The sequence below is a fragment of the 'Cynodon dactylon' phytoplasma genome (assembly GCF_009268075.1).
Lineage (GTDB): Bacteria > Bacillota_I > Bacilli_A > Acholeplasmatales > Acholeplasmataceae > Phytoplasma > Phytoplasma cynodontis.
The window spans coordinates 45,893-70,552 of sequence record NZ_VWOH01000001.1 but is presented as its reverse complement, the minus strand read 5'-3'; the positions used below and the strand labels follow the sequence as shown (position 1 = coordinate 70,552).

At 22.2% G+C, this 24,660-nt stretch carries 39 protein-coding genes; all 39 read left to right on the top strand.

The window, feature by feature from the left end; genetic code table 11:
- Positions 1-158 precede the first annotated feature (158 nt).
- Positions 159-2,684 (top strand): leucine--tRNA ligase, encoded by a 2,526-nt coding sequence (gene leuS / locus F1741_RS00380; protein WP_152309634.1) that lies wholly within the window; start codon positions 159-161, stop codon positions 2,682-2,684.
- Between the two features lie 68 nt (positions 2,685-2,752).
- Entirely contained in the window at positions 2,753-3,385 is a 633-nt protein-coding gene (gmk, locus tag F1741_RS00375) for a guanylate kinase (RefSeq protein ID WP_152309633.1), read from the top strand.
- A 12-nt stretch (positions 3,386-3,397) separates the two neighbouring features.
- Positions 3,398-3,631, top strand: a complete 234-nt coding sequence (gene rpoZ / locus F1741_RS00370; protein ID WP_152309632.1) for a DNA-directed RNA polymerase subunit omega — start codon at positions 3,398-3,400, stop codon at positions 3,629-3,631.
- 32 nt (positions 3,632-3,663) lie between these two features.
- A complete protein-coding gene (gene rsmH / locus F1741_RS00365; protein WP_152309631.1) occupies positions 3,664-4,596 on the top strand; it encodes a 16S rRNA (cytosine(1402)-N(4))-methyltransferase RsmH in 933 nt (310 codons plus the stop codon).
- A gap of 598 nt (positions 4,597-5,194) precedes the next feature.
- The gene (gene rpsJ / locus F1741_RS00360) at positions 5,195-5,509 is read left to right on the top strand and encodes a 30S ribosomal protein S10 (RefSeq protein WP_152309630.1); all 315 of its coding nucleotides are present in this window, start codon (positions 5,195-5,197) and stop codon (positions 5,507-5,509) included.
- Between the two features lie 100 nt (positions 5,510-5,609).
- Positions 5,610-6,287: a 50S ribosomal protein L3 gene (rplC, locus tag F1741_RS00355; RefSeq protein WP_212380285.1), complete on the top strand. Its 678-nt coding sequence runs from the start codon at positions 5,610-5,612 to the stop codon at positions 6,285-6,287.
- A complete protein-coding gene (rplD, locus tag F1741_RS00350; protein ID WP_152309629.1) occupies positions 6,274-6,897 on the top strand; it encodes a 50S ribosomal protein L4 in 624 nt (207 codons plus the stop codon). Before rplC ends, rplD begins: the two co-directional genes overlap by 14 nt.
- A complete protein-coding gene (gene rplW, locus F1741_RS00345; protein WP_152309764.1) occupies positions 6,897-7,181 on the top strand; it encodes a 50S ribosomal protein L23 in 285 nt (94 codons plus the stop codon). Before rplD ends, rplW begins: the two co-directional genes overlap by 1 nt.
- Positions 7,182-7,287: 106 nt before the next feature.
- Positions 7,288-8,121 (top strand): 50S ribosomal protein L2, encoded by an 834-nt coding sequence (gene rplB, locus F1741_RS00340; protein WP_152309628.1) that lies wholly within the window; start codon positions 7,288-7,290, stop codon positions 8,119-8,121.
- Between the two features lie 28 nt (positions 8,122-8,149).
- Positions 8,150-8,431 (top strand): 30S ribosomal protein S19, encoded by a 282-nt coding sequence (gene rpsS, locus F1741_RS00335; RefSeq protein WP_152309627.1) that lies wholly within the window; start codon positions 8,150-8,152, stop codon positions 8,429-8,431.
- A 17-nt stretch (positions 8,432-8,448) separates the two neighbouring features.
- A complete protein-coding gene (gene rplV / locus F1741_RS00330; RefSeq protein WP_152309626.1) occupies positions 8,449-8,820 on the top strand; it encodes a 50S ribosomal protein L22 in 372 nt (123 codons plus the stop codon).
- Entirely contained in the window at positions 8,804-9,469 is a 666-nt protein-coding gene (gene rpsC, locus F1741_RS00325; protein ID WP_152309625.1) for a 30S ribosomal protein S3, read from the top strand. Before rplV ends, rpsC begins: the two co-directional genes overlap by 17 nt.
- 77 nt (positions 9,470-9,546) lie before the next feature.
- Positions 9,547-9,966 (top strand): 50S ribosomal protein L16, encoded by a 420-nt coding sequence (gene rplP, locus F1741_RS00320; RefSeq protein WP_152309624.1) that lies wholly within the window; start codon positions 9,547-9,549, stop codon positions 9,964-9,966.
- Positions 9,967-9,969: 3 nt separating this feature from the next.
- Positions 9,970-10,164 (top strand): 50S ribosomal protein L29, encoded by a 195-nt coding sequence (rpmC, locus tag F1741_RS00315; RefSeq protein WP_152309623.1) that lies wholly within the window; start codon positions 9,970-9,972, stop codon positions 10,162-10,164.
- A 38-nt stretch (positions 10,165-10,202) separates the two neighbouring features.
- Positions 10,203-10,499 carry a 30S ribosomal protein S17 gene (gene rpsQ, locus F1741_RS00310; protein ID WP_152309622.1) on the top strand — a complete coding sequence of 99 codons (297 nt, stop codon included), beginning with the start codon at positions 10,203-10,205 and terminating at the stop codon, positions 10,497-10,499.
- The gene (gene rplN, locus F1741_RS00305) at positions 10,483-10,863 is read left to right on the top strand and encodes a 50S ribosomal protein L14 (protein WP_152309621.1); all 381 of its coding nucleotides are present in this window, start codon (positions 10,483-10,485) and stop codon (positions 10,861-10,863) included. Before rpsQ ends, rplN begins: the two co-directional genes overlap by 17 nt.
- Before the next feature lie 28 nt (positions 10,864-10,891).
- Positions 10,892-11,245 carry a 50S ribosomal protein L24 gene (gene rplX, locus F1741_RS00300; RefSeq protein ID WP_152309620.1) on the top strand — a complete coding sequence of 118 codons (354 nt, stop codon included), beginning with the start codon at positions 10,892-10,894 and terminating at the stop codon, positions 11,243-11,245.
- A gap of 12 nt (positions 11,246-11,257) precedes the next feature.
- A complete protein-coding gene (rplE, locus tag F1741_RS00295) occupies positions 11,258-11,800 on the top strand; it encodes a 50S ribosomal protein L5 (RefSeq protein WP_152309619.1) in 543 nt (180 codons plus the stop codon).
- A gap of 52 nt (positions 11,801-11,852) precedes the next feature.
- Positions 11,853-12,122 carry a 30S ribosomal protein S14 gene (gene rpsN / locus F1741_RS00290; RefSeq protein ID WP_152309618.1) on the top strand — a complete coding sequence of 90 codons (270 nt, stop codon included), beginning with the start codon at positions 11,853-11,855 and terminating at the stop codon, positions 12,120-12,122.
- 22 nt (positions 12,123-12,144) lie between these two features.
- Positions 12,145-12,516 carry a 30S ribosomal protein S8 gene (gene rpsH / locus F1741_RS00285; RefSeq protein WP_152309617.1) on the top strand — a complete coding sequence of 124 codons (372 nt, stop codon included), beginning with the start codon at positions 12,145-12,147 and terminating at the stop codon, positions 12,514-12,516.
- Between the two features lie 21 nt (positions 12,517-12,537).
- On the top strand, positions 12,538-13,080 hold the full coding sequence (rplF, locus tag F1741_RS00280) for a 50S ribosomal protein L6 (RefSeq protein ID WP_152309616.1): 543 nt from the start codon (positions 12,538-12,540) through the stop codon (positions 13,078-13,080).
- Between the two features lie 32 nt (positions 13,081-13,112).
- Positions 13,113-13,466, top strand: coding sequence for a 50S ribosomal protein L18 (gene rplR / locus F1741_RS00275; protein ID WP_152309615.1), 354 nt, complete (start codon positions 13,113-13,115; stop codon positions 13,464-13,466).
- Positions 13,463-13,993, top strand: a complete 531-nt coding sequence (gene rpsE / locus F1741_RS00270; protein WP_152309614.1) for a 30S ribosomal protein S5 — start codon at positions 13,463-13,465, stop codon at positions 13,991-13,993. The genes rplR and rpsE overlap by 4 nt, the downstream gene beginning before the upstream one ends.
- 7 nt (positions 13,994-14,000) lie before the next feature.
- Entirely contained in the window at positions 14,001-14,198 is a 198-nt protein-coding gene (rpmD, locus tag F1741_RS00265) for a 50S ribosomal protein L30 (protein WP_152309613.1), read from the top strand.
- A gap of 6 nt (positions 14,199-14,204) precedes the next feature.
- Positions 14,205-14,654, top strand: a complete 450-nt coding sequence (rplO, locus tag F1741_RS00260) for a 50S ribosomal protein L15 (protein ID WP_152309612.1) — start codon at positions 14,205-14,207, stop codon at positions 14,652-14,654.
- Between the two features lies 1 nt (position 14,655).
- Positions 14,656-15,930, top strand: coding sequence for a preprotein translocase subunit SecY (gene secY, locus F1741_RS00255; protein ID WP_152309611.1), 1,275 nt, complete (start codon positions 14,656-14,658; stop codon positions 15,928-15,930).
- 24 nt (positions 15,931-15,954) lie between these two features.
- Positions 15,955-16,716 carry a type I methionyl aminopeptidase gene (gene map / locus F1741_RS00250; protein ID WP_152309610.1) on the top strand — a complete coding sequence of 254 codons (762 nt, stop codon included), beginning with the start codon at positions 15,955-15,957 and terminating at the stop codon, positions 16,714-16,716.
- 35 nt (positions 16,717-16,751) lie between these two features.
- The gene (locus F1741_RS00245; RefSeq protein WP_280177756.1) at positions 16,752-16,982 is read left to right on the top strand and encodes a translation initiation factor IF-1; all 231 of its coding nucleotides are present in this window, start codon (positions 16,752-16,754) and stop codon (positions 16,980-16,982) included.
- 52 nt (positions 16,983-17,034) lie between these two features.
- On the top strand, positions 17,035-17,151 hold the full coding sequence (gene rpmJ, locus F1741_RS00240; RefSeq protein WP_152309609.1) for a 50S ribosomal protein L36: 117 nt from the start codon (positions 17,035-17,037) through the stop codon (positions 17,149-17,151).
- Positions 17,152-17,180: 29 nt separating this feature from the next.
- Complete coding sequence (gene rpsM, locus F1741_RS00235) at positions 17,181-17,579, top strand: 30S ribosomal protein S13 (RefSeq protein ID WP_152309608.1); 399 nt, start codon at positions 17,181-17,183, stop codon at positions 17,577-17,579.
- A 53-nt stretch (positions 17,580-17,632) separates the two neighbouring features.
- Positions 17,633-18,025, top strand: a complete 393-nt coding sequence (gene rpsK / locus F1741_RS00230) for a 30S ribosomal protein S11 (RefSeq protein ID WP_152309607.1) — start codon at positions 17,633-17,635, stop codon at positions 18,023-18,025.
- A 34-nt stretch (positions 18,026-18,059) separates the two neighbouring features.
- Positions 18,060-19,019, top strand: coding sequence for a DNA-directed RNA polymerase subunit alpha (locus F1741_RS00225; protein ID WP_152309762.1), 960 nt, complete (start codon positions 18,060-18,062; stop codon positions 19,017-19,019).
- Positions 19,020-19,110: 91 nt separating this feature from the next.
- Positions 19,111-19,470 (top strand): 50S ribosomal protein L17, encoded by a 360-nt coding sequence (rplQ, locus tag F1741_RS00220; protein WP_152309606.1) that lies wholly within the window; start codon positions 19,111-19,113, stop codon positions 19,468-19,470.
- 61 nt (positions 19,471-19,531) lie between these two features.
- Positions 19,532-20,350 carry an ATP-binding cassette domain-containing protein gene (locus F1741_RS00215; RefSeq protein WP_152309605.1) on the top strand — a complete coding sequence of 273 codons (819 nt, stop codon included), beginning with the start codon at positions 19,532-19,534 and terminating at the stop codon, positions 20,348-20,350.
- Positions 20,326-21,177: an ATP-binding cassette domain-containing protein gene (locus tag F1741_RS00210; RefSeq protein ID WP_152309604.1), complete on the top strand. Its 852-nt coding sequence runs from the start codon at positions 20,326-20,328 to the stop codon at positions 21,175-21,177. Before F1741_RS00215 ends, F1741_RS00210 begins: the two co-directional genes overlap by 25 nt.
- Before the next feature lie 26 nt (positions 21,178-21,203).
- Positions 21,204-22,202 (top strand): energy-coupling factor transporter transmembrane component T family protein, encoded by a 999-nt coding sequence (locus F1741_RS00205; protein WP_152309603.1) that lies wholly within the window; start codon positions 21,204-21,206, stop codon positions 22,200-22,202.
- A gap of 102 nt (positions 22,203-22,304) precedes the next feature.
- Complete coding sequence (gene truA, locus F1741_RS00200) at positions 22,305-23,012, top strand: tRNA pseudouridine(38-40) synthase TruA (protein ID WP_244609554.1); 708 nt, start codon at positions 22,305-22,307, stop codon at positions 23,010-23,012.
- A gap of 41 nt (positions 23,013-23,053) precedes the next feature.
- A complete protein-coding gene (tmk, locus tag F1741_RS00195) occupies positions 23,054-23,677 on the top strand; it encodes a dTMP kinase (protein ID WP_152309601.1) in 624 nt (207 codons plus the stop codon).
- Between the two features lie 3 nt (positions 23,678-23,680).
- On the top strand, positions 23,681-24,649 hold the full coding sequence (locus tag F1741_RS00190) for a hypothetical protein (RefSeq protein ID WP_152309600.1): 969 nt from the start codon (positions 23,681-23,683) through the stop codon (positions 24,647-24,649).
- The last annotated feature ends 11 nt before the right edge of the window (positions 24,650-24,660 follow it).

Sequence of the window (24,660 nt, the reverse complement as noted above, 5' to 3'; positions counted from 1 at the left end):
TTTTCAAATTAATTAAAAAAATATTTTTATTTTTTTGATTACTATTATAATATTTTTTTATCTATTTATTATTTATTTGTATATTTTTATAAAATATCATGAATATAGTAATTATAGTTTTATAATTTAATAATAATTGTTAAAAAGTAGGTTATTTTATGTTACTTTATGATTTTAAAAAAATAGAATTAAAATGGCAAGAACATTGGAAAAAAAAAAAAACGTTTCAAGTTAATTATGATTTTGAAAAAAAAAAATTTTATTGTCTTGATATGTTCCCTTACCCTTCTTCCGAAGGGTTACATGTAGGACATATTGTAGGATATACTGCAAGCGATATTATTAGTAGATTCAAGAGGATGCAAGGATATAATGTATTACATCCTTTTGGATGGGATTCTTTTGGTTTGCCTGCAGAACAATATGCATTGAAAACAGGAAAAAACCCTCGTGATTTTACTTATGAAAATATTTCTAAATTTAAAAAACAAATAGAATTGTTAGGTAAAAGTGTAGATTGGTCCAAAGAATTAGCAACATCAGATGATTATTTTTATCAATGGACACAATGGATTTTTAAAAAACTTTATGAAAAAAAACTAGCTTTTTTAGAAGATGTAGAAGTTAATTTTTGTGAAAAATTGGGAACTGTATTAGCTAATGATGAAATTATACAAACTCATGAAGGTATTGTTTCAGAAAGAGGTAATTTTCCTGTTATTAAAAAAAAAATGAAACAATGGGTTTTAAAAATTACCAAATATGCTGAAAGACTTTTAGAAGATTTAAAATTCTTAGATTGGAAAGAAGATATAAAAGAAATTCAAAAGAAATGGATAGGAAAAAAAGAAGGTTTTATTTTTAATTTTTTTATTTTATTAGAAAATAATAAAAAAGATGATAATTTTATAGAAGTTTTCACTACCAAACCAAGTACTATTTTTGGAGTTAATGCTTTAGTTTTGGCACCTGAACATCCTTTAATTGATTTTTTAGTTTCTGAAGAAAATATTTCTAAAGTGAATTTTTATCTTGAACAAGTTCGTAAAAAAACTAATTTGGAAAAACAAAAAAATCAAAACAAAACAGGTATTTTTACAGGTAGTTATGCTTTACACCCTTTTAATAACAAAAAGATTCCTATTTGGATTTCTGATTATGTTTTAATTCATTATGGCACCGGAGTTGTTATGTGTGTTCCTTCTTGTGATAAAAGAGATTATTTATTTTCTAAAAAATTTAACTTAGAATTTATTAATATTGTTTCAGATGATAATTTTGATAAAAAAAATATGTCTGTATTAGAAAAAGTAAATTATATTGAAAAAAATAATTTTGAAAATGTTGTTTTTATTAATAGTTCTTTTTTAAATGGTTTAATTTTTAAAGAAGCAGAAAAGAAAATAATTGAATTATCAAAAGACAAAAATAAAGGTTATGTTTATTTTACTTATCAAATTCATGATTGGATTTTTTCTCGTCAAAGATATTGGGGTGAACCTTTTCCAGTTTTTTATGATGAACAAAATAATATTTATTTAGAAAAAGATAGTAATTTACCTTTGAAATTACCTTTTATAGAAAAAATTGAAATTTCAGGAGATGGAACATCTCCTTTATCAAAAATTACTTCTTGGATATATTTTCAAAAAGAAGGGAAAAAATATAGAAGAGATTCTAATACTATGCCTCAGGTAGCAGGTAGTTCTTGGTATTATATTGGTTATATTTTAAAAAATTATTTAGGAATGATACCTTTGAACAATTCAGAAGCTAAGAAAATGTTAGATTATTTTTTACCTGTAGATATTTATATTGGCGGAAGAGAACATACAGTTGGCCATTTGTTGTATTCTCGTTTTTGGCACAAATTTTTGTATGATTTGAATTTAGTATCAACTAAAGAACCTTTTTTTAAATTAGTAAATCAAGGTATGATTTTAGGAGAAGATAATCTGAAAATGAGTAAATCAAAAGAAAATAGTATTAGCGCTAGTTTAGTTTTGGATAAATACGGCGCGGATGTCATAAGGATGTATATTATGTTTTTAGGCCCTTTAGAAGAAAATAAGTCTTGGACAGAAAAAGGTTTAAAAGGTATTCAGAGATTTTTAAATAGAATATATAAAATTTTTGATTTATTTTTAATTTCATCAGATGAATTCATACCTTTAAATGATGAATTGAATCATACTATTGAAAAAGTAACTCATTATTATGAAAATTTAAAATTTAATAAAGTTATAAGTCAACTTATGATTTTTGTTAATAGAGTTTATAAATTAAAAAAAATAAGCAAAAATCAAATTAGGTTGTTTTTGCAGTTATTAAATCCTATAGCTCCACATATAACAGAAGAATTAAATTCTTCTTTCTTATCTAATAAAGAAGAATTAGTTTATTCAAAATGGCCATCTTTTAATTTAATAAAGCCACCTAATTTTATATCATCTGATTTGAATTTAAATAAAAAAAAAATAATTGTTCAAATTGATGGAAAATTTAAAATAGATTTTTTTGTTGATAAAAACGAAACTAAAAATACTATTTTAAAAAAAATATTGGATCATTCTAAAATTAGTTTTTTTATAAAAAATAAAAAGATTGTTAAGATTATTTATATTAAAGATAGATTATTTAATTTTGTTACCTGTAGCCATAATAATAAAGACAAAAAAATTTAAAGAAATAATAATATTAAAAAGAAAAAAATAAATATTTAATAAATTTAAGAAAGAATATTAAAATATATATGAAGTGTCATAAAAAAGGATTAATTATAATAATTTCAGGTCCATCAGGAGTTGGAAAGGGAACAATTAGAAAATCTTTATTTAAGAGACCAGGTCATAATTTTTTTTATTCTGTTTCTGTAACTGATAGATCACCTAGAAAGGGTGAACAAGAGGGAAAAGACTATTTTTTTGTTACAAAAGAATATTTTCAAAAAAAAATTAAAGAGAATTACTTTTTAGAGTATAAAAAATTTCTTAATAATTATTATGGAACTCCTTACAAAACAATAATAGAATATTTAAATAAAGGTAAAGAAATTATTTTAGAACTAGATATTCAAGGAGCTTTAGAAATCAGAAATCATTATTTAGGCAAAAAAAGTGTTTTTATTTTTATAACTCCTCCTTCTAAAAAACATTTATATGAGCGTCTTAAGAAAAGAAATACAGAAAGTGAGGAAATTTTAAAACAAAGATTAGCCAAAGCTGATGAAGAGCTTAAATTTGCTTTTAAATATGATTATATAGTGGTAAATGATGAAGTTGAAAATGTTGTTGATAAAATTATATCTATAATTATAGCTGAACATTCTAAAACTAAAAATAGTATTAGTTATTATTTAAAAAAAATTGTAAAAGAAGAGGATTGAATAAAATAAATTATGTTAAAAGATAAAAACGTAGGTTTGAATTTTCCTTCTATTGATGAATTATTAAAAAAAATAGATTCTAAATATAAATTAGCTTATTTGTCTAGTAAAATAGCACATATTATAGAAGAAACAAAACTAGATATTATTAAATTAGAAAATGATAATAAAATTGATAGTCAAAAAGTTTTAAGTCAAGCTTTATTAGAAATTATCAATGATAATTTCGAAGTTATTTTTAAATAATTATATTTGTAAAAAGAAAGTTTTAAAAAATAATGTTATTTAAACATATTTCTGTAATGACTAGAGAAGTGATTAAGTATCTTAATATAAATCCTAGAGGTATTTATGTAGATGCTACTTTAGGAGGTGGAGGGCATAGTTATGCTATTATTCAAAATTTAAAAAATGGTTTTTTGTACTCTTTTGATCAAGATATTTTATCAATAAAATATTGCTTAAAAAAATTTAATAATAATTATGATAAAATTTGTTTAATTCATTCTAATTTTGCTAATTTAAAAAATGAATTAAATAAAAAAAATGTTTTTTCTATTGATGGCATTATTTTTGATTTAGGATTATGTTCTTTTCAAATAGATGATGTTAAAAGAGGTTTTAGTTATTTAAAAAATGGTTTTTTAGATATGAGAATGAATCAAAAACAACAATCTCAAACTGCTTTTAAAATTATTAATAATTATAGTTTAGAGCAATTAAAAGATATTTTTTTATTATATGGTGAAGAGCCTAAATCTTATTCTATTGCTAAAGAAATTGTTAAAAAAAGACCTTTGTATTATACTTCTGAATTAGTTTCTATTACTGATCAATTTTATAATAAAAAATATAGATACAAAAATAATAGAGGACATAGCGCTAAAAGAATTTTTCAAGCTTTAAGAATAGAAGTTAATCAAGAATTAAATTGTTTAAAAAGTGGTTTAATTCAAAGCCTTGAGTTATTAAATAAAAAAGGTAGAATTGTTGTGATTTCTTTTAATTCTTTAGAAGATCGTTTAGTTAAACATTTTTTTAAAAATAATAGTAAATTTATGATTGATTCAAAATTACCTATAAAAGAAAAAGATATACCACAACCTTTATTATCTATAATTACTAAAAAGCCTATTTACCCTAGTAAAGAAGAAATATTAGAAAACTATCGTAGTTCATCTGCTAAGTTAAGAGTTGTTGAAAAAATATAAAATTTTTTGAATATTGAATATAACATTTTATTATGTTTTTGTTAAAATAAAGCATATATTAATATTATTTGAAATAAAATTTGAAATAAATTTTTTATTTTTTCATAATATTTTTTTGTTATCTTTAATTTATTTTTATTTTTATTATATATATATTTTTCATTATTACAAAATTTAATTTTATTTGCAATAGCATAATTTTTCAGATATAATAAAATTGCTTGTTTTCTATCTTAAGAATATATTTGAATATATATTTAATTGTTTTTTTCTTATTTTTTAAATTTAAATTACTTTTTTTTGTTTTAAAATTTAATAAAATTTTAAAAGAATTTTTTAATTTTTAAAAGTAAAAAATAAAGTTAATTTAAGTTTAAAACAACAGTATAAATAGAAAAGTATAAAATATTAAATTTTCTATTTTTTTAAGATAAGACGCAAATTGTAAATTTATTTTATATTGATTTACTTTATTATTGAACTTAGTATTTTAGACAAATTATGCTTTTTTTTTATAATTTTTATTTTGTTTTGTTAAATTTTAATGTTTCAATAGATTGATTTCAGTAAATTTAATTTTAATGAAAGGTATCCAAAAATGGTTAAAGAACAGGAAATTTTCAAAATCCTTTTGAAAACATATGATTATCATTTAATTGACCAAGCTGCTAAAAAAATTATTTATGTTGTATCACAAACAGGGGCTAAAGTAAAAGGGCCTATTCCGTTACCAACTAGAAGAGAAATTTTTACTGTTTTACGTTCTCCTTTTGTTAATAAAGACAGTCGAGAACAATTTGGGCGTTTCACTCATAAACGTTTAATACAAATTATTAACCCTAATGCTCAAACAATTGAAGCTTTAAAACATATTAATTTATCCTCTGCTGTAAATATTTTTTTAAAAAAATAGTTTTTGGTTAAAATTTTTGTTAATTAATATAAATAAACATAAGAAAAATACATAAAATAATAAATAATTTAAATTTTAATGAAAATGGAGATATTTAATTTTGGAAAAAAAAGGAATTTTAGGTCAAAAAATCGGTATGACTCAGATATTTGATGAAAAAGGTTATTCTATCCCTGTGACTATTATAGATGTAGCTGATAATATCGTTTTACAACAAAAAAAAAAAGAAAAAGATGGTTATTTAGCTACTCAGTTAGGATTCGGAACTAAAAGATTAAAATCTTTAACTAAACCTCTTTTAGGTCATTTTGATAAAACAAAATCAATTCCAAAATACTTTATAAAAGAAATTAGTTTTTCTTCTTGTGATAATTGTAACAACAAATTATTAAATTTAAAAGAAGGACAAAATTTAGAAATTGATAATCTTTTTAAATCTGGTGATATTGTAGATATAACTGGTATTAGCAAGGGGAAGGGTTTTTCTGGATGTATTAAAAGACATAATCAGAGAAGAGGTCCTGAAACACATGGTTCTAGATATCATAGAAGACCAGGTTCTATGGGTCCTATAAAAGGAAATATAAAAGGCAAAAAACTTCCTGGACAAATGGGTAACTCCAAAGTTACTATTCAAAATTTAAAAATTGTGTCTGTAGATGTTAAAAATAAACTTTTTTTAATTAAAGGTAATATTCCAGGTCCTAAAAAAAGTTTTATTGTTATTAAATCAGCTATAAAACAAAAAATAAGGGAGTCTCAAAATGCTTCAATATGATGTTTTAAATCCAGAAGGTAAAATTTTATCTAAAATAGTTTTATTAGAAAAAATATTCGGAATAAAACCTAATCAGCAAGTACTTTATGATGTAATAAATAAACAAAGAGCAGCAATGCGTCAAGGTACGCATTCAACTAAAAATAGGTCTTCTGTTTCTGGAGGAGGTAGAAAACCTTGGAAACAAAAAGGAACTGGTAATGCTCGTCACGGTTCTATACGTTCACCTTTATGGAGAGGTGGTGGAGTTGTTTTTGGACCAAAACCTAGAAATTATGATTTTAAAATTAATGATAAAGTAAAGAAGATTGCTTTTTATTCTGCTTTATCCATACAAACAAAAAGAAAAAATTTGATTATTATAGATGATTTTAAAATGGAAAGTTTTAAAACAAAAGAATTTCAAATTTTTTTAAATAATATAAATGTAAAAGGAAAGATTTTATTTATAGTTAAAGAATTAGATGAAAATTTAATACGTTCTACTAATAATTTGTCTAATGTAACTTTAGAAAGTGTTTCTCATGTTAGTGTTTATCAAATAATGAATACAAATTATCTTGTTATGACTAAAGAATCTATTTTATATTTTGAAGAGGTTTTTAAATGATGTCTAATTATTATAAATTGATTAAATCTGTTATTATAACTGAAACTTCAAATAAAAAAATTGAATTTCAAAATGAATATAGTTTTAATGTTGAAAAAAAAACTAATACAAAAGAAATTAAAAAAGCTATAGAAAAATTTTTTTTAGTAAAAGTTCAAAAAGTTCGTACTATTAATGTTTTGCCTAAATTAAAGAGAAAAGGGAAATATATTGGTTATACTTCTTCTTATAAGAAAGCTATGGTTAAATTATTTCCAGGTCAAAAAATTGATATTTTTCAATGATCAATAAAATTTTTTTAATTATTTTTATTTTTTTGAAATAATAAAAGAATTAAAAAGAATTAAAAATTTAATTTTTTTTTAAAAAAAGAAAGGTGTTACTATTTGAATGTCTATAAAAAAATATAATCCTACATCTAACGGACATCGTAATATGCGTTTACAAAGTTTTGATGAAATTACTACTTCTAAGCCTGAAAAAAAACTTTTAGTTTTTCAAAAAAAAACTGGAGGAAGAAATAATCAAGGAAAAATAACTGTAAGACATAGAGGAGGCGGAGCAAAACAAAAGTATCGTATTATTGATTTTAAAAGAAATAAAGATGATATTATTGGAAAAGTTGCTTCAATAGAGTATGATCCAAATCGTAATTGTTATATTGCTTTGATTCATTATATAGATGGAGAAAAAAGATATATTTTAGCTCCAAAAGAATTAAAAGTAGGAAATAAAATTTGTTCTGGTTCTAAAGTTGATATTAAAGTTGGAAACGCTTTACCTTTAAAAAATATTCCTGTAGGTACTTTTATACATAATATTGAATTAAAACCCGGAAGAGGTGGCCAATTAGCACGTAGTGCGGGAATGTCAGTTCAGATTATTAAAAAAGAAGACAAATATGTTGTTATTGGTTTACCTTCAGGAGAAATTAGAAAAATTTTAGGAGTTTGCAAAGCAACTATAGGAGTTGTCGGAAACGAATCTTATAAATTAATCAGAAACGGAAAAGCAGGTAGAACACGTTATTTATCTTTTCGACCTACAGTAAGAGGTTCTGCCATGAATCCTAATGATCATCCTCATGGTGGTGGTGAAGGTCGTGCTCCTATCGGAAGAAAATCTCCTATGACTCCTTGGGGTAAAAAAGCTCGTGGTGTTAAAACACGTAAAAGCGGCAAAGTTCATAGTCAATTAATTATTAAAAATCGTAAAAAAAAATAAATAAATAAAAAAAAGAGGTATAATTAAAATGTCTCGTTCTGTAAAAAAAGGACCGTTTTGTGACCAAAATTTATTATCTAAAATAATAAAACAAAATCAAAGTAAAAAAAAAAAAGTTATTAAAACAAGATCTCGTAGAAGCACTATTTTGCCTGATTTTATAGGTCATAAAATAGCTGTTTATAACGGAAAAGATTATATTATTTCTTCTATAACAGAAGATATGGTAGGTCATAAATTATCTGAATTTTCTTCTACTCGTAATTTTCGTGGCCATGCTAAAGAAGATAAGAAAAAACCAAAAAAATAATAAGAAGGTAATTTTAAATGAATATAAAAGCTATTGCAAATAAAATCCCTATTACTCCTAGAAAAGTTCGTTTAGTAATTGATTTAGTCAGAGGAAAAAGAATTAAAGAAGCACAATCTATTTTAATGTTTACTCGCAAAACAGCATCTTCTGTTGTTTTGAAACTTTTAAAAAGTGCTGTTGCTAATGCTGTTCACAATTATAAATTTAATGAGGATGATTTATACATTAATCAAATATTTGTTAACGAAGGTTTACGTTTAACTAGATTTTTTCCGAGAGCAAAAGGTAAAACTGATAAAATAAAAAAAAGAACTAGTCATATAACTATATCCGTTTCTTCTGTAGAAAATAAAAATAAGGAGATCAACAATGGGTCAAAAAAGTAATCCAAATGGATTAAGATTGGGTATTATTAGAAATTGGGAATCTAGATGGTATTCTGATGATAAAAAAGTCCCTATTTTAGTTTTGGAAGATTTTAATATCAGAAATTTAATTAAAAAATTTTATCCTAAAGGAATTATTGGTAAAATAGAAATAAAACGTTTAAAGAAATCTGATAGTGAACAGATAGAAATCGATATTTATACTTCTAAAATAGGTTTGATTCAAGGAGCCGAAAATAAAACAAAAAATAATTTAATTAAAAAAATAGAAGAATTGATTAGAAAAAAAATCGAAATAAATGTCTTTGAAATAAAAATGTTTGAAAAAAATGCTTCTTTAGTTGCTCAAAATATCGCTATGCAATTAGAAAATAGAGTTTTTTTTAAAGTTGCTCAAAAAATGGCTGTTCAAAAAGCTCTAAAAAAAGGAGCTAAAGGTGTTAAAATTTCTGTTTCAGGCCGTTTAGGAGGAGCAGAAATAGCAAGAAGAGAAAATATTTCTTTAGGATTAGTTCCTTTGAATACATTAAGAGCAGATATTGATTATGCTTTTGATGAAGCAAGAACTATTTATGGCGTTATAGGTATACAAGTTTGGATTTTCAATGATGAAATTTTGCCTATTAAAAATAATAATAATAATAAATAAAAGAAGTTATTAATTAATAATTAATTTTTTTAGTTATTTAAAAGAATGATTTTAATTTTAAAAAAAGAGGTAAAAATATGCTAGTTCCTAAAAAGACAAAATTTCGTCGTCCTCATCGTTTAAGTTACGAAGGAAAATCTAAAGGTAAAAATAAAATTATTAACGGTAATTATGGTCTTATTGCAAAAACAGGTAATTGGATATCTAATAAACAAATTGAAGCTGCTAGAATAGCTATGACTCGTCATATGAAAAGAGAAGGAAAGGTTTGGATAAATATTTTTCCTCATCTATCTTTAACTAGAAAACCTTTAGAAGTGAGAATGGGTTCTGGTAAAGGAGCTCCTGAATTATGGGTTGCAGTTGTTAAAAAAGGAAAAGTGATTTTTGAAGTAAGTGATGTGAACAATTCTGATAAATTAGAAATTGAAGCTTTAAGACTTGCATCTCATAAATTATCTATTAGGACTAAAATTGTAAAAAGAGGTCAAGAATAATCCATGAAAATAGAAGAAATTCGTAAATTATCAGAAAAACAAATAGAAGATAAAATTTTTGTTATACAAAAAGAACTTTTTGATAAAAAAATTAAATTAGATTTATCCAAATTAAAGGATACTTCAGTTATTCGTAAGTATAAAAAAACAATAGCCAGAATGAAAACAGTTCTTAATGAAATCAAAAAAAAGAAATGAAAAATAAGAAAATTTATTAAGAAGGGAGAATAAAATATATGCGTAATAGTAGAAAAATATTAAAAGGTTATGTTGTTTCTGATAAAATGGACAAGACAATAACTGTAGCTGTAGATTATTATAAAAAACATTTTTTGTATGATAAAAAAATTAAAAAAACTAGTAAATTTTATGTCCATGATGAAACAGAAGTAGCAAAAGTTGGTTATTTAGTTGAATTTATAGAAACAAGACCTTTATCTAAAAATAAAAGATTTAGACTATTGAATATTTTGCATAAAGATATATCTAAAAATATTAAAAATAAGGAAGTACAATATGATTCAAAGAAATAGTCGTTTAAATGTAGCTGATAATAGTGGAGCGAAAGAAGTTCTAGTTATCGATATTCCTGGAGCTAGTAAGAGACGTTATGCGAATATAGGCGATATTGTTATTGTTTCTATTAAAAAAGCTTTTCCTTCTGGTATAGTTAAAAAAGGTGAAAAATCAAAAGCTATAATCTTAAGAACTAAGTCAGGAGCTAATGGAATTGATGGTTCTTACATTAAATTTAGTGATAATGCTGTTATCCTTATTAAAGATGATTTAACACCTAAAGGTACAAGAATTTTTGGACCAGTAGTAAGAAATAATAAATTAAAAAGTATTAATTTTTCTAAGTTTCTTTCTCTAGCAGAAAAAGTGTTCATAGTTTAAAACTAAATATTAAGTAGGGGAAATGATAATGTATATTAAAGTCGGAGATATAGTTGCTGTTATCGCAGGAAAAGATCGTTTTTTTATTGATAAAGACGGTATAAAAAAAAATAAAATTGGTAAAGTTTTAAAAATTTTTTTTAAAGAACAAAAAGTTTTAGTCGAAGGTGTTAATATTATAACTAAACATCAAAAACCCTTGAATAAGGAAGATAAAGGTGGTATCCTTAAGCAAGAAGTGCCTATTCATATTTCTAATGTTGCTTTAATAGATCCTGATAAAAAAATTCCTACAAGAGTTGGTTTTCGTATAGAATCTAATAAAAAAATACGTTATAGTAAAAAAACAGGAAATGTTTTAGATAATTTTGAATCAAAGTAAGGTTTTGGATAAATGAAAAAAGATAATATTTTAAATAATAGTGAAAATTCTTTTTTGACTTTAAAAGAAATTTTTAATTTTAAATCTTTAATGCAATTGCCTAAAGTAGAAAAAATAGTAGTAAATATGGGTATTCGTGAATCTATTTCAAATATTAAAGTTATGGATGATTTTTCAGAACAACTTACTTTAATATGTGGACAAAGACCTGTTATTACTAGAGCTAAAAAGTCTATTTCTAACTTTAAATTAAGAGAAGGAATGCCAATTGGATTAAAAGTTACTTTAAGAAGAGTCAAAAAAGAATTTTTTTTAAATAAATTAATTAAAGTTGTTTTTCCTCGGATACGAGATTTTAGAGGTTTATCAAACAAATCTTTTGATGGAAAAGGAAATTATTGTTTTGGTATAAAAGAACAAATTGTTTTTCCTGAAATTGATTTAGATAAAGTTAAAAAAGTACAAGGAATGGATATTTGTATAGTTACTACAGCAAAAAATGATTATGATGCTAAAAAATTATTAGAATTTTATGGTATGCCTTTTAAAAAATAATTAAATAAAAATTATATTGTATAAAAGAAAGGAATATTTGTGTTAGAAAATTATGGCAAAAAAATCTAAAATCGTTCAAAACCTAAAACAAAGAGAATTATTTATGAAATTTAGGGAAAAAAGATTAGAATTAAAAAAAAGAAAAGATTATATAGGATTATCCAAATTACCTATTAAATCATCTTCTGTACGTTTAAAAAATATAGATCAAATAGATGGAAGATCTAGAGGTTATATGAGAAAATTTGGTTTGTCCAGAATTAAATTTCGTTTTTTAGCTAATAAAGGTGAAATACCTGGTGTTAAAAAGATTAGTTGGTAATTAAAAGAAAGGTGAATAATCAATTATGGTAACAGATCCTATTGCTGATTTATTAACTAGAATTCGTAATGCTAATATAATGAATTATGAAAAAGTTTTAGTGCCTAATTCTAAGTTAAAATTAAAAATTTTAGAAATTATGAAAAGAGAAGGATTCATAAAGGATTTTATTATTAAAAAAAAAGATATTGTTATTAAATTAAAATACAATTCTTTGAAGGAAAGAAGTATTTTAGGATTAAAAAGAGTTTCAAGATATGTTTCAGTAAAAAAAATACCTAGAGTATTGAATGGTTTAGGAATTGCTATAATTTCAACTTCTCAAGGTGTTTTGACTGATTATGAGGCTTTATCCAAAAGGATTGGAGGTCAATTATTAGCTTATATTTGGTAATTAGTTAATAATAAAAAATAAATGTCAAGAATAGGAAGAAAGATAATTATAATCCCAGAAGGAATAAAAGTAGATATTGAAGATAAAAATTTAATAAAAGTAAGATCATCAGATAATATTTTAAAATATCATTTTAATCCTTTATTGAATATTAGTGTAAAAGAAAATTTAATTACTATTTCTAGACCTAACAATGATTTTTTTATGAAAAAAATTCATGGTACTACTAGAGCCTTATTAGCGAATATGATTTTAGGTTTAAAAAATATGTTTATTAAAAAAATTGAAATCGTTGGTATAGGATTTGACGTAAACAAAGAATCATCTAATCTTGTGTTTAATTTGGGGTTTTCTCATAAAGTTTATTTACCTATTATGAAAGATATACAGGTAGAAATTATTAAAAACAAGGAAATTATTGTTAAAGGATTTGATAAACAGATGGTAGGTGAATTTTCAGCTAAAATATTAAAATTAAAAAAACCAGAACCTTATAAAGGAAAAGGTATTCGTTTAGTAGGACAATATATTCATCGAAAATCAGGTAAGAGTAACAAAAAATAGAAATTAGAAAGGATATTGGTTAATTACAAATTATGATAAATAAGAAATCATCTTTTGTTTTAAGAAAAAAACGTCATATTCGTTTAAGAAAAAAGGTAATTGGGACTAAAGAAAAACCTCGTTTAAGTGTTTTTTATTCGAATAGATATTTTTATGTTCAAATTATTGATGATCAAAATCAAGTTACTTTATGTAGTGCTCATAGCAAAGAAATAAATGCAAATATTGTCAATATTAAAGTAGCTACTGATATAGGAAAAATTATAGCTAAAAAAGCTTTACAAAAAGGTATTACTAATATAGTTTTTGATCGAGGTGGATATTTATTTCATGGTCGTATAAAAGCTTTAGCTGATGTTGTTAGGAAAGAAGGGCTGAAATTTTGAATATTAATAAAAAAAATCAATCAAACTATAATATTAAGAAAAACATATTTGAAGAAAAAGTAATACAAATAAATAGAATTACTAAAGTAGTTAAGGGCGGGCGCCGTTTTCGTTTTTCTGCTTTAGTTGTTGTAGGCGATAAAAAAGGAAAAGTAGGTTTTGCTACAGGAAAAGCTCAAGAAATTTTGGATGCTATTAGAAAAGCTCTAGAGAGAGCTAAAAAAAAATTAGTACAAATTTCTCTTTCTGGTTCTACTATTCCACATGAAGTTATTGGTAAATTTGGCGCTTCTAAAACTTTATTAAAACCAGCTTATAAAGGCACTGGTATTATTGCTGGAGGAAAAGCAGCTAGAACAGTTTTAGAGTTAGTAGGAGTAAAAGATATTTTAACTAAATCTTTTGGTTCTCGTACTTCTATTAATGTTATTAGAGCAATAATGCAAGGTCTTAAAAGTTTAAAAACTCCTAAGGATATAGAAAGAATTAGAGAAATTTCTTTTAATTCTAGAATTAAAAAGGAATAATTATTAAATGAATAAGTTAGAAATTACTTTAAAAAAAAGTTTAATCGGTAGAAATCAAAATCAAATTAAAAATATTTATACTTTAGGTTTAAAAAAAATAAATCAAAAAATAATCCAAGATGATAATGATGTTATTCGAGGAATTTTAAAAAAAATTAGTCATTTAGTTTCAATCAGAAAAATAGTTGTTACTAAGGAGAATTGATCAAATATGTTGTTACATTTATTAAAACCAGTAAGAGGTTCTCGTAAAAAAACTAAACGTTTAGGAAGAGGACCAGGGAGTGGTCATGGTAAAACTGCTGGAAAGGGTCATAAAGGACAATTAGCTCGTTCAGGAGGAAAAACAAGATTAGGTTTTGAAGGTGGGCAAACGCCTTTTTTTCAAAGAATACCTAAAAGAGGTTTTTTTAACTTAAATAAGAAAAAATATTCTATTGTAAATATAAATAAACTAGAAATGTTTGATAATGATACTATTGTTACAAAAGAATTATTATTAAAAAAAAAAATTATTAAAAAAAAATCATTTTTGATTAAAATTTTAGCTAAAGGTATTTTTACTAAAAAATTAATTGTACAAGCTTCTAAATTTTCTTCAAAAGCAAAAAAATTGATTGAGAAAAATGGAGGAAGTACAGAAATAGTAGGATATTTTTGATATGAGTAAAATAATAAATTTTTTTTTTAATAGAAAAAAAATAATTAAAAAAATTTTTTTAACTTTAATTGTTGTTTTTATATATATAATAGGTACTAGAATTTATATTCCTGTTCTAACTAAAGATCAATACTTTTTATTAATTTTTAAAGAAAAAATGTCAAAAAGTTTTGTTGATATGTTTAATATGAATATTTTAGGAGAAAATTCTCGTTCTTTATGTTTACTTTCTTTAGGTATAATTCCTTATATAACATCGTCTATAATTATGCAATTTGCTGTTAAATTTTTACCTTTTTTAAAAGAATTAAATGAACAAGGAGAAAGAGGCAAAAAAAAAATTAGTTTAATAACCAGATGTTTAACTATTATTTTTGCTATAGGTCAGGGTTTATCATTAATTTTAAGAACAGGTATTATTAATTTTAAAGAAAATAAGATTGTTTGTTTAAAAATTATTTTTTTTCTTATAGTAGGAGTTTTTATTTGTATATGGTTAGCTGATCTTGTTACTTCTAAAGGAATAGGTAATGGTATTTCTCTTTTGATAGTTATTGGTATTAGTAAAGAATTGTTTAATACTTTTAAAAATTTATTATATGTAAATAACAAGTTTTTATCTATATATTTAAAAATACTTATTTGTTTTTTGTTTTTATTTCTACTTATTTTAACAGTGATTTTATGCTCTGCATATTTAAAAATACCTATCAAATATGCCTATAAAAAAAATATTCAAGATATTGAACAAAATATCCCTTTAAAAATAAATACAGCTGGTGTTTTACCTATTATTTTAGCTAATACTATTATTAGTATTATACCTACTATTAGTGTTTTTACGAAGGAAAATAGTTTTTTTAAAAAAATTGAAAAAATTTTTTTTGAATCACGTTTTAATTATTTAGGAATAGGTTTTTATATTTATTTATTATTAATTATTTTTTTCTCTTTTTTTTCTGTTTTTATAACTATTAATCCTAATGATGTCGCAGAGCATTTATCTAAAAAAGATGCTTTTTTAGAGAATATAAAACCTGGAAAACAAACTGTTTATAAAATTACTGGTGAATTATTAAAAATTTCTATTATTGGAACTGTTTTTTTAACTATATTGGCAGCTTTACCGGATTTAATAGGATATTTTTTTAATATACAACAATATATTAGATTTAGCGGAACCAGTTTTATTATTATTGTAGGTGTTTCTATAGAATATGTAGAAAATATCATGACTAAAACAAATGTTAAAAATTTTTATAATAAGTTATTTTAATAATATTAAAGGATTATATTTAAAATGATTTTTAAAAAAACAAATCAAGAAATAGTTATAATGAGGGAAGCAGGTAAGATTTTATCTATCATAAGAGAAGAATTATCAACTTATTTAAAACCAAATTTATCTACTTTAGAATTAGATATAATTGCAAATAGTTTAATGAAAAAATATAATGTTGTTTCAGCTTTTAAAGGTTATAAAAATTTTTCTGGTTATACTTGTATTTCTGTAAATGAAATTATAGTCCATGGTGTTCCTTCTAAACAAAGGATTTTAAAATTAGGAGATATTGTAACTTTGGATATAGGTATTAAATTTCAAGATTATTATGTAGATTCTGCTTGGACTTATTATTTAGGAGACACTTCTACTAATAATAAAAAATTAATTAAAAACACTCTTAAAGCATTATACGAAGGTATAAAAAAAGTTAAACCAGGAAATTATATTTCTGATATTTCTCTTGCTATTGAAAAAATAGGTAAAATCAATAATTATGGAATTGTAGAAGTTTTTTCTGGACACGGTATAGGTTCTAGTTTACATGAAGCTCCCAATATTTTTAATTTTGATTTTACTAAAGAAAATTGTCTAAAAGATAAAGATTATGTTTTAGAAAAAGGAATGACTTTTTGTATTGAACCTATGTTTACTTTAGGAAGTAAGGAAATTAAAATTTTATCTGATGGTTGGTCTGCTTCTACTATTGATTCTAGTTTAAGTGCTCATTTTGAACATACAGTTTTAGTTACTGATAAAGGATATGAAATTTTGACATGAAAAATTTTAATATATAAAAGAGTAGGTGATAAAATTTGAATACAAAAAATACAAAAAAAATCAACACTTGTGATGCTATAGTTATGGAAATATTACCAAATGCTAAATTTAAATTAAAATTGTTACCTAGTGAAAAAATTATTGAAGGTTATATTTCTGGTAAATTATATTCAAATAAAATTCGTATTTTAAAGTATGATAAGGTTCAAGTTGATTCTAAAAAACGTATTATTTATCGTTATTTAACACAAGAAAATAAAATTTAATAAAACTTGATTTATATATTTATTTATATAGAATTGAAGGAGAATATATAGAATGAAAGTAAGAGCTTCTGTTAAAAAACGTAGTGCAGATGACATTATTGTTCGTCGAAAAAAAAGAATTTATATTATAAATAAAAAAAAACGTCGTCATAATCAAAGACAAGGTTAAAATTTTTGAATGGGAGAAATTGAAAAAATATGGCAAGGATAGCGGGTATAGATATTCCTCGTGATAAAAGAGTAATTATTTCTTTAACTTACATTTATGGTATTGGTAAAAAAACAGCAAAAAAAATTTTAAATGAATTAAACATTAATGAAGATATTAAAGTTCAAAATTTAACACAAGAACAACTTACACAAATTAGAGGAGAAATTAGTAAAATTAATGTTGAAGGTTCTTTAAGAAGAGAAGTTGCTATGAATATTAGAAGATTGATGGATATAGGTTGTGATAGAGGTATTCATCATCGTAAAGGATTACCAGTTAGAGGACAAAAAACTAGGAATAATGCTAAAACAGCTAAGAAAAATCGTAAAAATATTTCTTTATCTAACAAAAAAGATAAAATTAAAAAGATAAAATCAAAAAAATAAATGATATTAAGTCATTATATAAAAAATATAAAAACAAAAAAAGGATTTAAATTATGAGTTCTAAAAAAAAAACAAAACGTAATAAAAAGATTAAAAAAAATATTATTTCTGGAATTGCTCATATTCATTCAACTTTTAATAATACTATTATAAATATTACAGATTTGGATGGAAATACTATTGCATCAAAAAGTGCTGGTTGTTTAGGATTTAAGAATAGTAGAAAATCTACTTCTTATGCTGCTCAACAAGTTGCGAAACAAGTATCAGATTTGGTTAAAGCACAAGGAATGAAACAAATTGAAGTTTTTGTTAAAGGGGCGGGTGCCGGAAGAGAAACTTCTATTCGTGCTTTGCAAGAATCAGGTTTAGATATTACAGCTATTAATGAAGTTACTCCTATTCCTCATAATGGTTGTAGACCTCCTAAAAGACCTCGTAGTTAAAAAATATTATTAAAGGAGTTTTTGAGACAAAATGATCGGAAAATTAAAATTTATAAAACCTTTTATGATACAAGAAGAAGAAAATTATGATGTTTTTAATCAAAGATTTTTTATTCAGCGTTTAGAAAAAGGTTATGGTATTACTATTGGAAATTCTTTGAGGAGAGTTTTATTATCTTCTTTGCCAGGAGCATCTATTGTTAATGTTTATATTCAAGGAGTAGAACATGAATTTAGTGTTATTCCCGGTGTTTATGAAGATGTTATGTCTATTATTTTGAATTTGAAAAAAGTTGTTATTTATGTAGATTCACAAGATGATGATTTTGAAGCTAAAATGGAGATCAATTTAAAAGGAGAAAGAACAATAACAGCAGCAGATTTTACACCTATTGAAGGTATTAAAATTATTAATAAAGAACAAATTATTGCACATGTATCTGATAGTAATTTTAATTTTAAAATGGAAGTTACTGTCAGAAGAGGCATTGGTTATGTTAGTGCACAAGAAAATAAATTATATAATGAAAATAAATTTGGTGTTATTGCTATCGATTCTTTATATACTCCGGTTTTAAGAGTTACTTATAATGTAGAACAAAAATTAAATAATAAAGAAGAGTTGATGTTAGAAATAGAAACCAATAAGTCTATTTCTTCTAAAGAAGCTTTAGCTACAGCTTCTAAAATTTTATCTGATTATTTTTTATCTTTAGCTGATTTATCAGAAAAAGCTAAAAAAATAGATTTTATTTATGAACCTAAAGTGGAAAATCATAATCATATTTTAGATTTTAAAATTGTTCAATTAGAAGTATCAGCAAGATTATTTAATAGTTTAAAAAAATCTGGAATTGATACTGTAAGAGATTTAGTTAGTTATACAGAAAAAGATATTGCTAAATTACATAGTTTAGGAAAAAAATCTTTTGAAGAATTAAAAAATAAAATGAAAGAATTTAAAGTTTGTTTTAAAAAAGATGATGATGAGTGATCAATAAAAATTATATTTTTATTTTTTTTTATTAAATTATTTATAAATTTTCTTGTTATTATATTCTAATAAGAAAAATAAAGGAGATAAAATGTATAGTAGATTAAGAAGAAATACTTCTCAAAAAAAAACTTTAATGAAGAGTTTAGTAGCTAGTTTAATTATTCATGAACGTATTTATACTACCGAATCTAAAGCTAAAGAATTAAAAAGAATATTTGATAAAGTTGTAAATTTAGGAAAAAAAAATGATTTAGCTTCAAAAAGAAAAGCTTTGCTTTTATTTTTTAATCAAAATATAAATAATAAAATTCAAAAAAATATTTTACAAAAATTGTTTCAAGATATATCAAAAAGATATTTAGATCGAAATAGTGGTTATACAAGAATTATTAAAAGCGAATATCGTAAAGGAGATTCTGCTCCTATGGCTTTTATTTCTTTAGTATAATTTTGATATAAAAACAAGATATTTGTTTTATATTTTTAAGAAAATTAGGTAATTTAAAAAAATGATAGAAGTTCAAAATTTAAGTTTTAGTTATAATAATAAAAAAGTTTTAAAAAATTTAAATTTTAAAATTTATAATAATAAATGGATTTCTATCATAGGAAATAACGGTTCAGGTAAATCTACTTTAGCTCAAATTTTAATCGGTTTATTTCATTCTTATGAAGGTAGAGTTTTAATAAATAATACAGAATTGAATGAAAATACATTAAATGATTTACGTTCTATTATGGGTATTGTTTTTCAAAATCCTGATTATCAATTTGTTGGTTTTGATGTTAAAAGCGATATAGCTTTTGGTTTAGAAAATAAAAAATTATCAAGAAATAAAATTATTGAATTAATTAATAAATATTCTTCTATTTTAGGTATTCAAAAATTATTAGATAAAAAACCTCAAGAATTATCAGGAGGTCAAAAACAAAAAGTAGCAATTGCTTCTGTTTTAGCTATGGAACCACAAATCATTATTTTTGATGAACCGACTTCTTTTTTAGATCCACAAGGAGCTCAAGAAATTAATAATATTATTAGAAAAATAAGCAAAACAAAAAAAATTATTATTACTATAACACATGATTTTTCCTTAGCTTTAAAAAGTGATGAAATTATTGTTTTAAATAATGGTATCATATGGAAATATGATAAAACTTCCAATTTATTGAAAGATGATTTTTTTTTGAATAAATTTTTTTTAAGTTTACCTTTATCCTTACAATTATATAGAGAATTCTGCAAAAAAAAATATTTACAAAAAATAAACCCAAATTATTTAAATCAAATTAAGGATATTTTATGGGAATACAGTTTACAAATGTAAATTTTTATTATAATAAGCATGAAAAAAATTATGTTTTAAAAGATATTAATTTAAAAATTGAATCTGAAAATGAATTTATAGCTTTAATTGGTAAAATAGGTTCAGGAAAATCTACTTTAGCTCAATTAATGAATAGTTTATTATTGCCATCAGAAGGATATATAGATATTTTTAATTATAAAATTAATTATAAAACTTCTAATAAACAATTATTTTTTGTTAAAAAAAAAGTAGGTTTAGTATTTCAATTTCCTGAATATCAATTATTCGAAACAAATGTATTGAAAGATGTAATGTTTGCTCCTAAAAATTTTAACAAAAGTAATTTGGAAGCTGAAAAAATAGCTATAAAATCTTTAAAAAAAGTAGGTATAAGCAAAGATTTATTTGATATTTCTCCTTTTAAACTATCAGGTGGTCAAAAAAGAAAAGTAGCTATTGCTGGAATTTTAGCTATGGAACCGTCTATTTTAATTTTAGACGAACCTACAAGAGGATTAGATCATAATAGTCAAAAAGAAATTATGGATATTTTAAAAAAAAAAAATGAAAATGATAAAACAACTATTATCTTGATTACTCATGATATAGATTTAGTTGCTCAATATGCGAAAAGGATTATTTTTTTAGAAAAAGGAAAAATTATTTTTGATAATTCTAAAGAAATTTTTTTTAATAAAATATCAAAATTAAAATCTTTTTTTTATAATGAACCACAATGTTTTAAAATTTTAAAAATTTTAAGTCAAAAAATAGGTATAGACTTCAAACCAAAATATAATTTTGAACAATTATTGGAATATTTGGTAGAATTTTTAACAAAATAAAGGATAAAATTTTTATTAAATTGAATATGTCTAATATTATAAATTATAATAATTTTAAAAAAAATTCTTTTTTATTCTCTCTTAATCCAGCTTTAAAGATAATTTTAACTATTTTATTTTTTAAAATTATTTTTACTTTAAATATAGATTGTTTTTTTAAAGCAAATAGCAAATTAAATATTTTTTTGTCATTTTTACCCTTTTTTTTTGTTACTTTAAGTCTTTTTGGATTACTTTGGTCTATTAATTTTTCTTTTTTAAAATTAATAGAAAACTTGTTAAATTTTAAATTTTTTATTTTATTTAGTTTTTTTATTTATCTTTCTTTTGAAAAACCATCTGAAAAATATTGTTCTATTTATATTTTTGAAAATACTTTTATTTGGTTTTTTATTTTGTTTTTATTTTTTTTGTTTTTTGTTAAAAAAAGTATTCATAAAAAAATTTATTTGATAACTAATTTAGTAGTATTTTTATTATTACCTTTTATTTTTTTTAAAATTAATTTCCAAACTAAATATATACAGGTTTTATTTTTTAAAATAAAAGATTTATTTTATATATTTTTAATTTTGATTCGTATTTCGTTTATATTAATACTTAACATTTTAATTAGCGAAACTACTTCTTTTATGGAAATTAATGATGGATTAGAAATTATTTTGAAGCCTTTGAAAAAAATTGGTATTCCTACTGAAGTTTTTTGTATTATGATTTCTCTGATTTTTATGTCTATTCCTTTTTTGTTGATTGAAATACAAAAAATTATTAAAGCTCAAATTTCAAGAGGTTTAAATTTATATACCCAGAATATTTTTAAAAAAATTTATTTTTTAATTTCTTTGTTGGTTCCTATTTTTGTTTTAATTTTTCAAAAATCTTTTGTTTTAGCTAATGCTATGGAAACAAGAGGTTTTGTCATAGGTAATAATCGTACTAAATTGTCTAATTATAAAATTATTAAAAAAGATTTTATATCATTATGTATAGTTATGTTTTTTTTTGTTTATAGTTTTTTTTATTAGTTTTTGTCAAATATAATTTTATATTTTATGTAAAATCAAGCAATTGGTACAATCTTATATAAAAGGAGTTTACTTTTTATTTTGTGGAATTATAAAATAATTTTGAGTTATGATGGCACTAACTATTATGGTTATCAAAAACAACCTTTTTTAAATACTATTCAATCTGTTTTAGAAAATTCTTTATCCAAACTAACTAAAAAGAAAATTTTAACTTTTGCATCTAGTCGCACCGATAAAGGAGTACATGCATTAGGACAAGTAGTTAATTTTAAAACTGAATTTTTTATTAAACCTTATATTTTAAAAAAATCTTTAAACAATATTTTACCAATGGACATAAAAATAATTGATATAAAAATTGTGGATAATTCTTTTCATGCTCGACATAGCGCTAAATCTAAAATTTATAAATATATTTTTTCTAAAAAAAAATTAGATATTTTTAATTGTCGTTTTTACGTTTATTTTGAAAATTTAGATTTTGATCTTATCAATAAAGCTATTACTTTATTAGAAGGTGAAAATGATTTTGTTTTGTTCACTAGTAATAAAGATAAAAATAAAAGCACAATTCGATTTATTTTTAAGGTTTTCACTATAGAAACAAAAACAAAATATTGTTTGTTTTTTCATGGAAAAAGTTTTTTAAAACAAATGATTTTATTTTTAGTTGGTTTTTTAATTAAAATATCTCAAAAAAAAAAGACAATAATAGATTTACAAAACATGTTAAATTTAAAAAATTCACAAAAATTACCTTTTGTAGCACCTCCTAATGGTCTTTATTTAAAAAAAATTTTTTATTAATTTTTGATTAATATAATATTGAAAAAAGGATGATATAAAATATGCTTATTTCTTTTGAAGGATGCGAAGGTTCCGGAAAAACTACTTTAGCAAATTATTTATTTAACAAGATTTTAAGTAAATATTCGGTTATTTTGACCAAAGAACCTGGAGGTAATGAAAAAGAATTGAAAGATTTTAATGTTTTATTGAAACAAATACTCCTCCAATTTAATAATCATATAGAATATCAAACCGAAGCTTTATTATATGCTGCTGATAGAATAGAACATTTAAAAAAAGTTATAATACCAGCATTAAAAGAGAAAAAAATTATTATTTGTGATCGTTATATAGATTCTTCTTTTGCATATCAGGGGTATGCTAGAGGATTAGGAGAAACATTTATAAAAGAAATTAATAAATTCGCTTTATCATATTATCCTGACATTACATTTTATTTAGATTTAGATCCTGAAATAGGTTTAAAAAGATTAAAAGATAAAAGAAAAGAAAAAATAGAATATTTTGATTTGCATAATATATATTTTCACCAAAAAGTAAGAGAAGGTTATTTAAAAATATGCCAAAATTATCCTGAAAGAATTTGTATAATTAACGCTAATCAACCTTTAAACATAATTAAAAAAAATATTGATTCTAAAATAAGAAAATTTTTAAAATAAAGCATGAATAAAATAAGAATATTAGAAAAATTTAAAGATATTATTAGAAATAAAAAATTAAATCATCTTTATTTATTTGAAAGTAATAAAAGTGAAACAGACAAACTTTCTTTTGTATTTGATTTATCTTATGAATTTTTAAAAGATGACTATAATTCGCCTAATTTAAAGTATTTAATTCAAAATTTTTCTTATCCCAATTTTTATTATTTAAGTTCTAATCAAAGTTTATTTATTAAAAAAGAACAAATTTTGGAAATGAAACAATATTTTAATCAAACTTCTTTAATACAATCAAAAAAAGTTTATGTTATTAATAAAATAGAAGATCTTTCTTATGAAGCTGCTAATAGTTTATTACATTTTTTAGAAAATCCTATTAATAATGATATTTTAGGAATTTTGCTAACTAATAATCATAATCTTGTTTTATCTACTATAGTTTCAAGAGCGCAGTTTTTTTATTTGGATTTTTTATGTTTAGAAAATAAAAAATTAAAAACAAATTTTGGTTTATTATCAAATAAAAAAAAAATAAAAGATATTTTAATTTTATTATTAAATAAATTTAGAATAATAGAAAAAAATAATGAAATTAAAAACAGAAATTATTATGTATATTTTGAAAAATTTTTTTTGAAATTTATTAATAATTTTAATCAGAATATTTCTTTTACAAATTTATTTTTAGATGCTTATCAATTGTTACAAGAAAATAACTTTATTCATGATTTTTTATTCATTTTAACGATATTTTTTTTAGATTTATATTATAATAAATTAAAATTAAGTACTATTTTTTATTTAGATATAATAAATAATTTTTCTTTATCAAAAATATCTTTAAAAGAAATTATTGTTTTTCTTAATATTTTTATCAAAATAGAAAAAAAAAGTTATTTTTTAGATAATTCAATTTGTTTTTTAAATTTATTAATAAAAATAGATGAACAACAAAAAAAAATATTTTAACAAAAAAAGAA

Excerpts from the sequence above, each read along its gene's own strand:
- leuS (WP_152309634.1), top strand. The coding sequence starts at position 159 with ATGTTACTTTATGATTTTAAAAAAATAGAATTAAAATGGCAAGAACAT.
- gmk (WP_152309633.1), top strand. The coding sequence starts at position 2,753 with ATGAAGTGTCATAAAAAAGGATTAATTATAATAATTTCAGGTCCATCA.
- rpoZ (WP_152309632.1), top strand. The coding sequence starts at position 3,398 with ATGTTAAAAGATAAAAACGTAGGTTTGAATTTTCCTTCTATTGATGAA.
- rsmH (WP_152309631.1), top strand. The coding sequence starts at position 3,664 with ATGTTATTTAAACATATTTCTGTAATGACTAGAGAAGTGATTAAGTAT.
- rpsJ (WP_152309630.1), top strand. The coding sequence starts at position 5,195 with ATGGTTAAAGAACAGGAAATTTTCAAAATCCTTTTGAAAACATATGAT.
- rplD (WP_152309629.1), top strand. The coding sequence starts at position 6,274 with ATGCTTCAATATGATGTTTTAAATCCAGAAGGTAAAATTTTATCTAAA.
- rplW (WP_152309764.1), top strand. The coding sequence starts at position 6,897 with ATGTCTAATTATTATAAATTGATTAAATCTGTTATTATAACTGAAACT.
- rplB (WP_152309628.1), top strand. The coding sequence starts at position 7,288 with ATGTCTATAAAAAAATATAATCCTACATCTAACGGACATCGTAATATG.
- rpsS (WP_152309627.1), top strand. The coding sequence starts at position 8,150 with ATGTCTCGTTCTGTAAAAAAAGGACCGTTTTGTGACCAAAATTTATTA.
- rplV (WP_152309626.1), top strand. The coding sequence starts at position 8,449 with ATGAATATAAAAGCTATTGCAAATAAAATCCCTATTACTCCTAGAAAA.
- rpsC (WP_152309625.1), top strand. The coding sequence starts at position 8,804 with ATGGGTCAAAAAAGTAATCCAAATGGATTAAGATTGGGTATTATTAGA.
- rplP (WP_152309624.1), top strand. The coding sequence starts at position 9,547 with ATGCTAGTTCCTAAAAAGACAAAATTTCGTCGTCCTCATCGTTTAAGT.
- rpmC (WP_152309623.1), top strand. The coding sequence starts at position 9,970 with ATGAAAATAGAAGAAATTCGTAAATTATCAGAAAAACAAATAGAAGAT.
- rpsQ (WP_152309622.1), top strand. The coding sequence starts at position 10,203 with ATGCGTAATAGTAGAAAAATATTAAAAGGTTATGTTGTTTCTGATAAA.
- rplN (WP_152309621.1), top strand. The coding sequence starts at position 10,483 with ATGATTCAAAGAAATAGTCGTTTAAATGTAGCTGATAATAGTGGAGCG.
- rplX (WP_152309620.1), top strand. The coding sequence starts at position 10,892 with ATGTATATTAAAGTCGGAGATATAGTTGCTGTTATCGCAGGAAAAGAT.
- rplE (WP_152309619.1), top strand. The coding sequence starts at position 11,258 with ATGAAAAAAGATAATATTTTAAATAATAGTGAAAATTCTTTTTTGACT.
- rpsN (WP_152309618.1), top strand. The coding sequence starts at position 11,853 with ATGGCAAAAAAATCTAAAATCGTTCAAAACCTAAAACAAAGAGAATTA.
- rplF (WP_152309616.1), top strand. The coding sequence starts at position 12,538 with ATGTCAAGAATAGGAAGAAAGATAATTATAATCCCAGAAGGAATAAAA.
- rplR (WP_152309615.1), top strand. The coding sequence starts at position 13,113 with ATGATAAATAAGAAATCATCTTTTGTTTTAAGAAAAAAACGTCATATT.
- rpmD (WP_152309613.1), top strand. The coding sequence starts at position 14,001 with ATGAATAAGTTAGAAATTACTTTAAAAAAAAGTTTAATCGGTAGAAAT.
- rplO (WP_152309612.1), top strand. The coding sequence starts at position 14,205 with ATGTTGTTACATTTATTAAAACCAGTAAGAGGTTCTCGTAAAAAAACT.
- secY (WP_152309611.1), top strand. The coding sequence starts at position 14,656 with ATGAGTAAAATAATAAATTTTTTTTTTAATAGAAAAAAAATAATTAAA.
- map (WP_152309610.1), top strand. The coding sequence starts at position 15,955 with ATGATTTTTAAAAAAACAAATCAAGAAATAGTTATAATGAGGGAAGCA.
- rpmJ (WP_152309609.1), top strand. The coding sequence starts at position 17,035 with ATGAAAGTAAGAGCTTCTGTTAAAAAACGTAGTGCAGATGACATTATT.
- rpsM (WP_152309608.1), top strand. The coding sequence starts at position 17,181 with ATGGCAAGGATAGCGGGTATAGATATTCCTCGTGATAAAAGAGTAATT.
- rpsK (WP_152309607.1), top strand. The coding sequence starts at position 17,633 with ATGAGTTCTAAAAAAAAAACAAAACGTAATAAAAAGATTAAAAAAAAT.
- rplQ (WP_152309606.1), top strand. The coding sequence starts at position 19,111 with ATGTATAGTAGATTAAGAAGAAATACTTCTCAAAAAAAAACTTTAATG.
- F1741_RS00215 (WP_152309605.1), top strand. The coding sequence starts at position 19,532 with ATGATAGAAGTTCAAAATTTAAGTTTTAGTTATAATAATAAAAAAGTT.
- F1741_RS00210 (WP_152309604.1), top strand. The coding sequence starts at position 20,326 with ATGGGAATACAGTTTACAAATGTAAATTTTTATTATAATAAGCATGAA.
- F1741_RS00205 (WP_152309603.1), top strand. The coding sequence starts at position 21,204 with ATGTCTAATATTATAAATTATAATAATTTTAAAAAAAATTCTTTTTTA.
- tmk (WP_152309601.1), top strand. The coding sequence starts at position 23,054 with ATGCTTATTTCTTTTGAAGGATGCGAAGGTTCCGGAAAAACTACTTTA.
- F1741_RS00190 (WP_152309600.1), top strand. The coding sequence starts at position 23,681 with ATGAATAAAATAAGAATATTAGAAAAATTTAAAGATATTATTAGAAAT.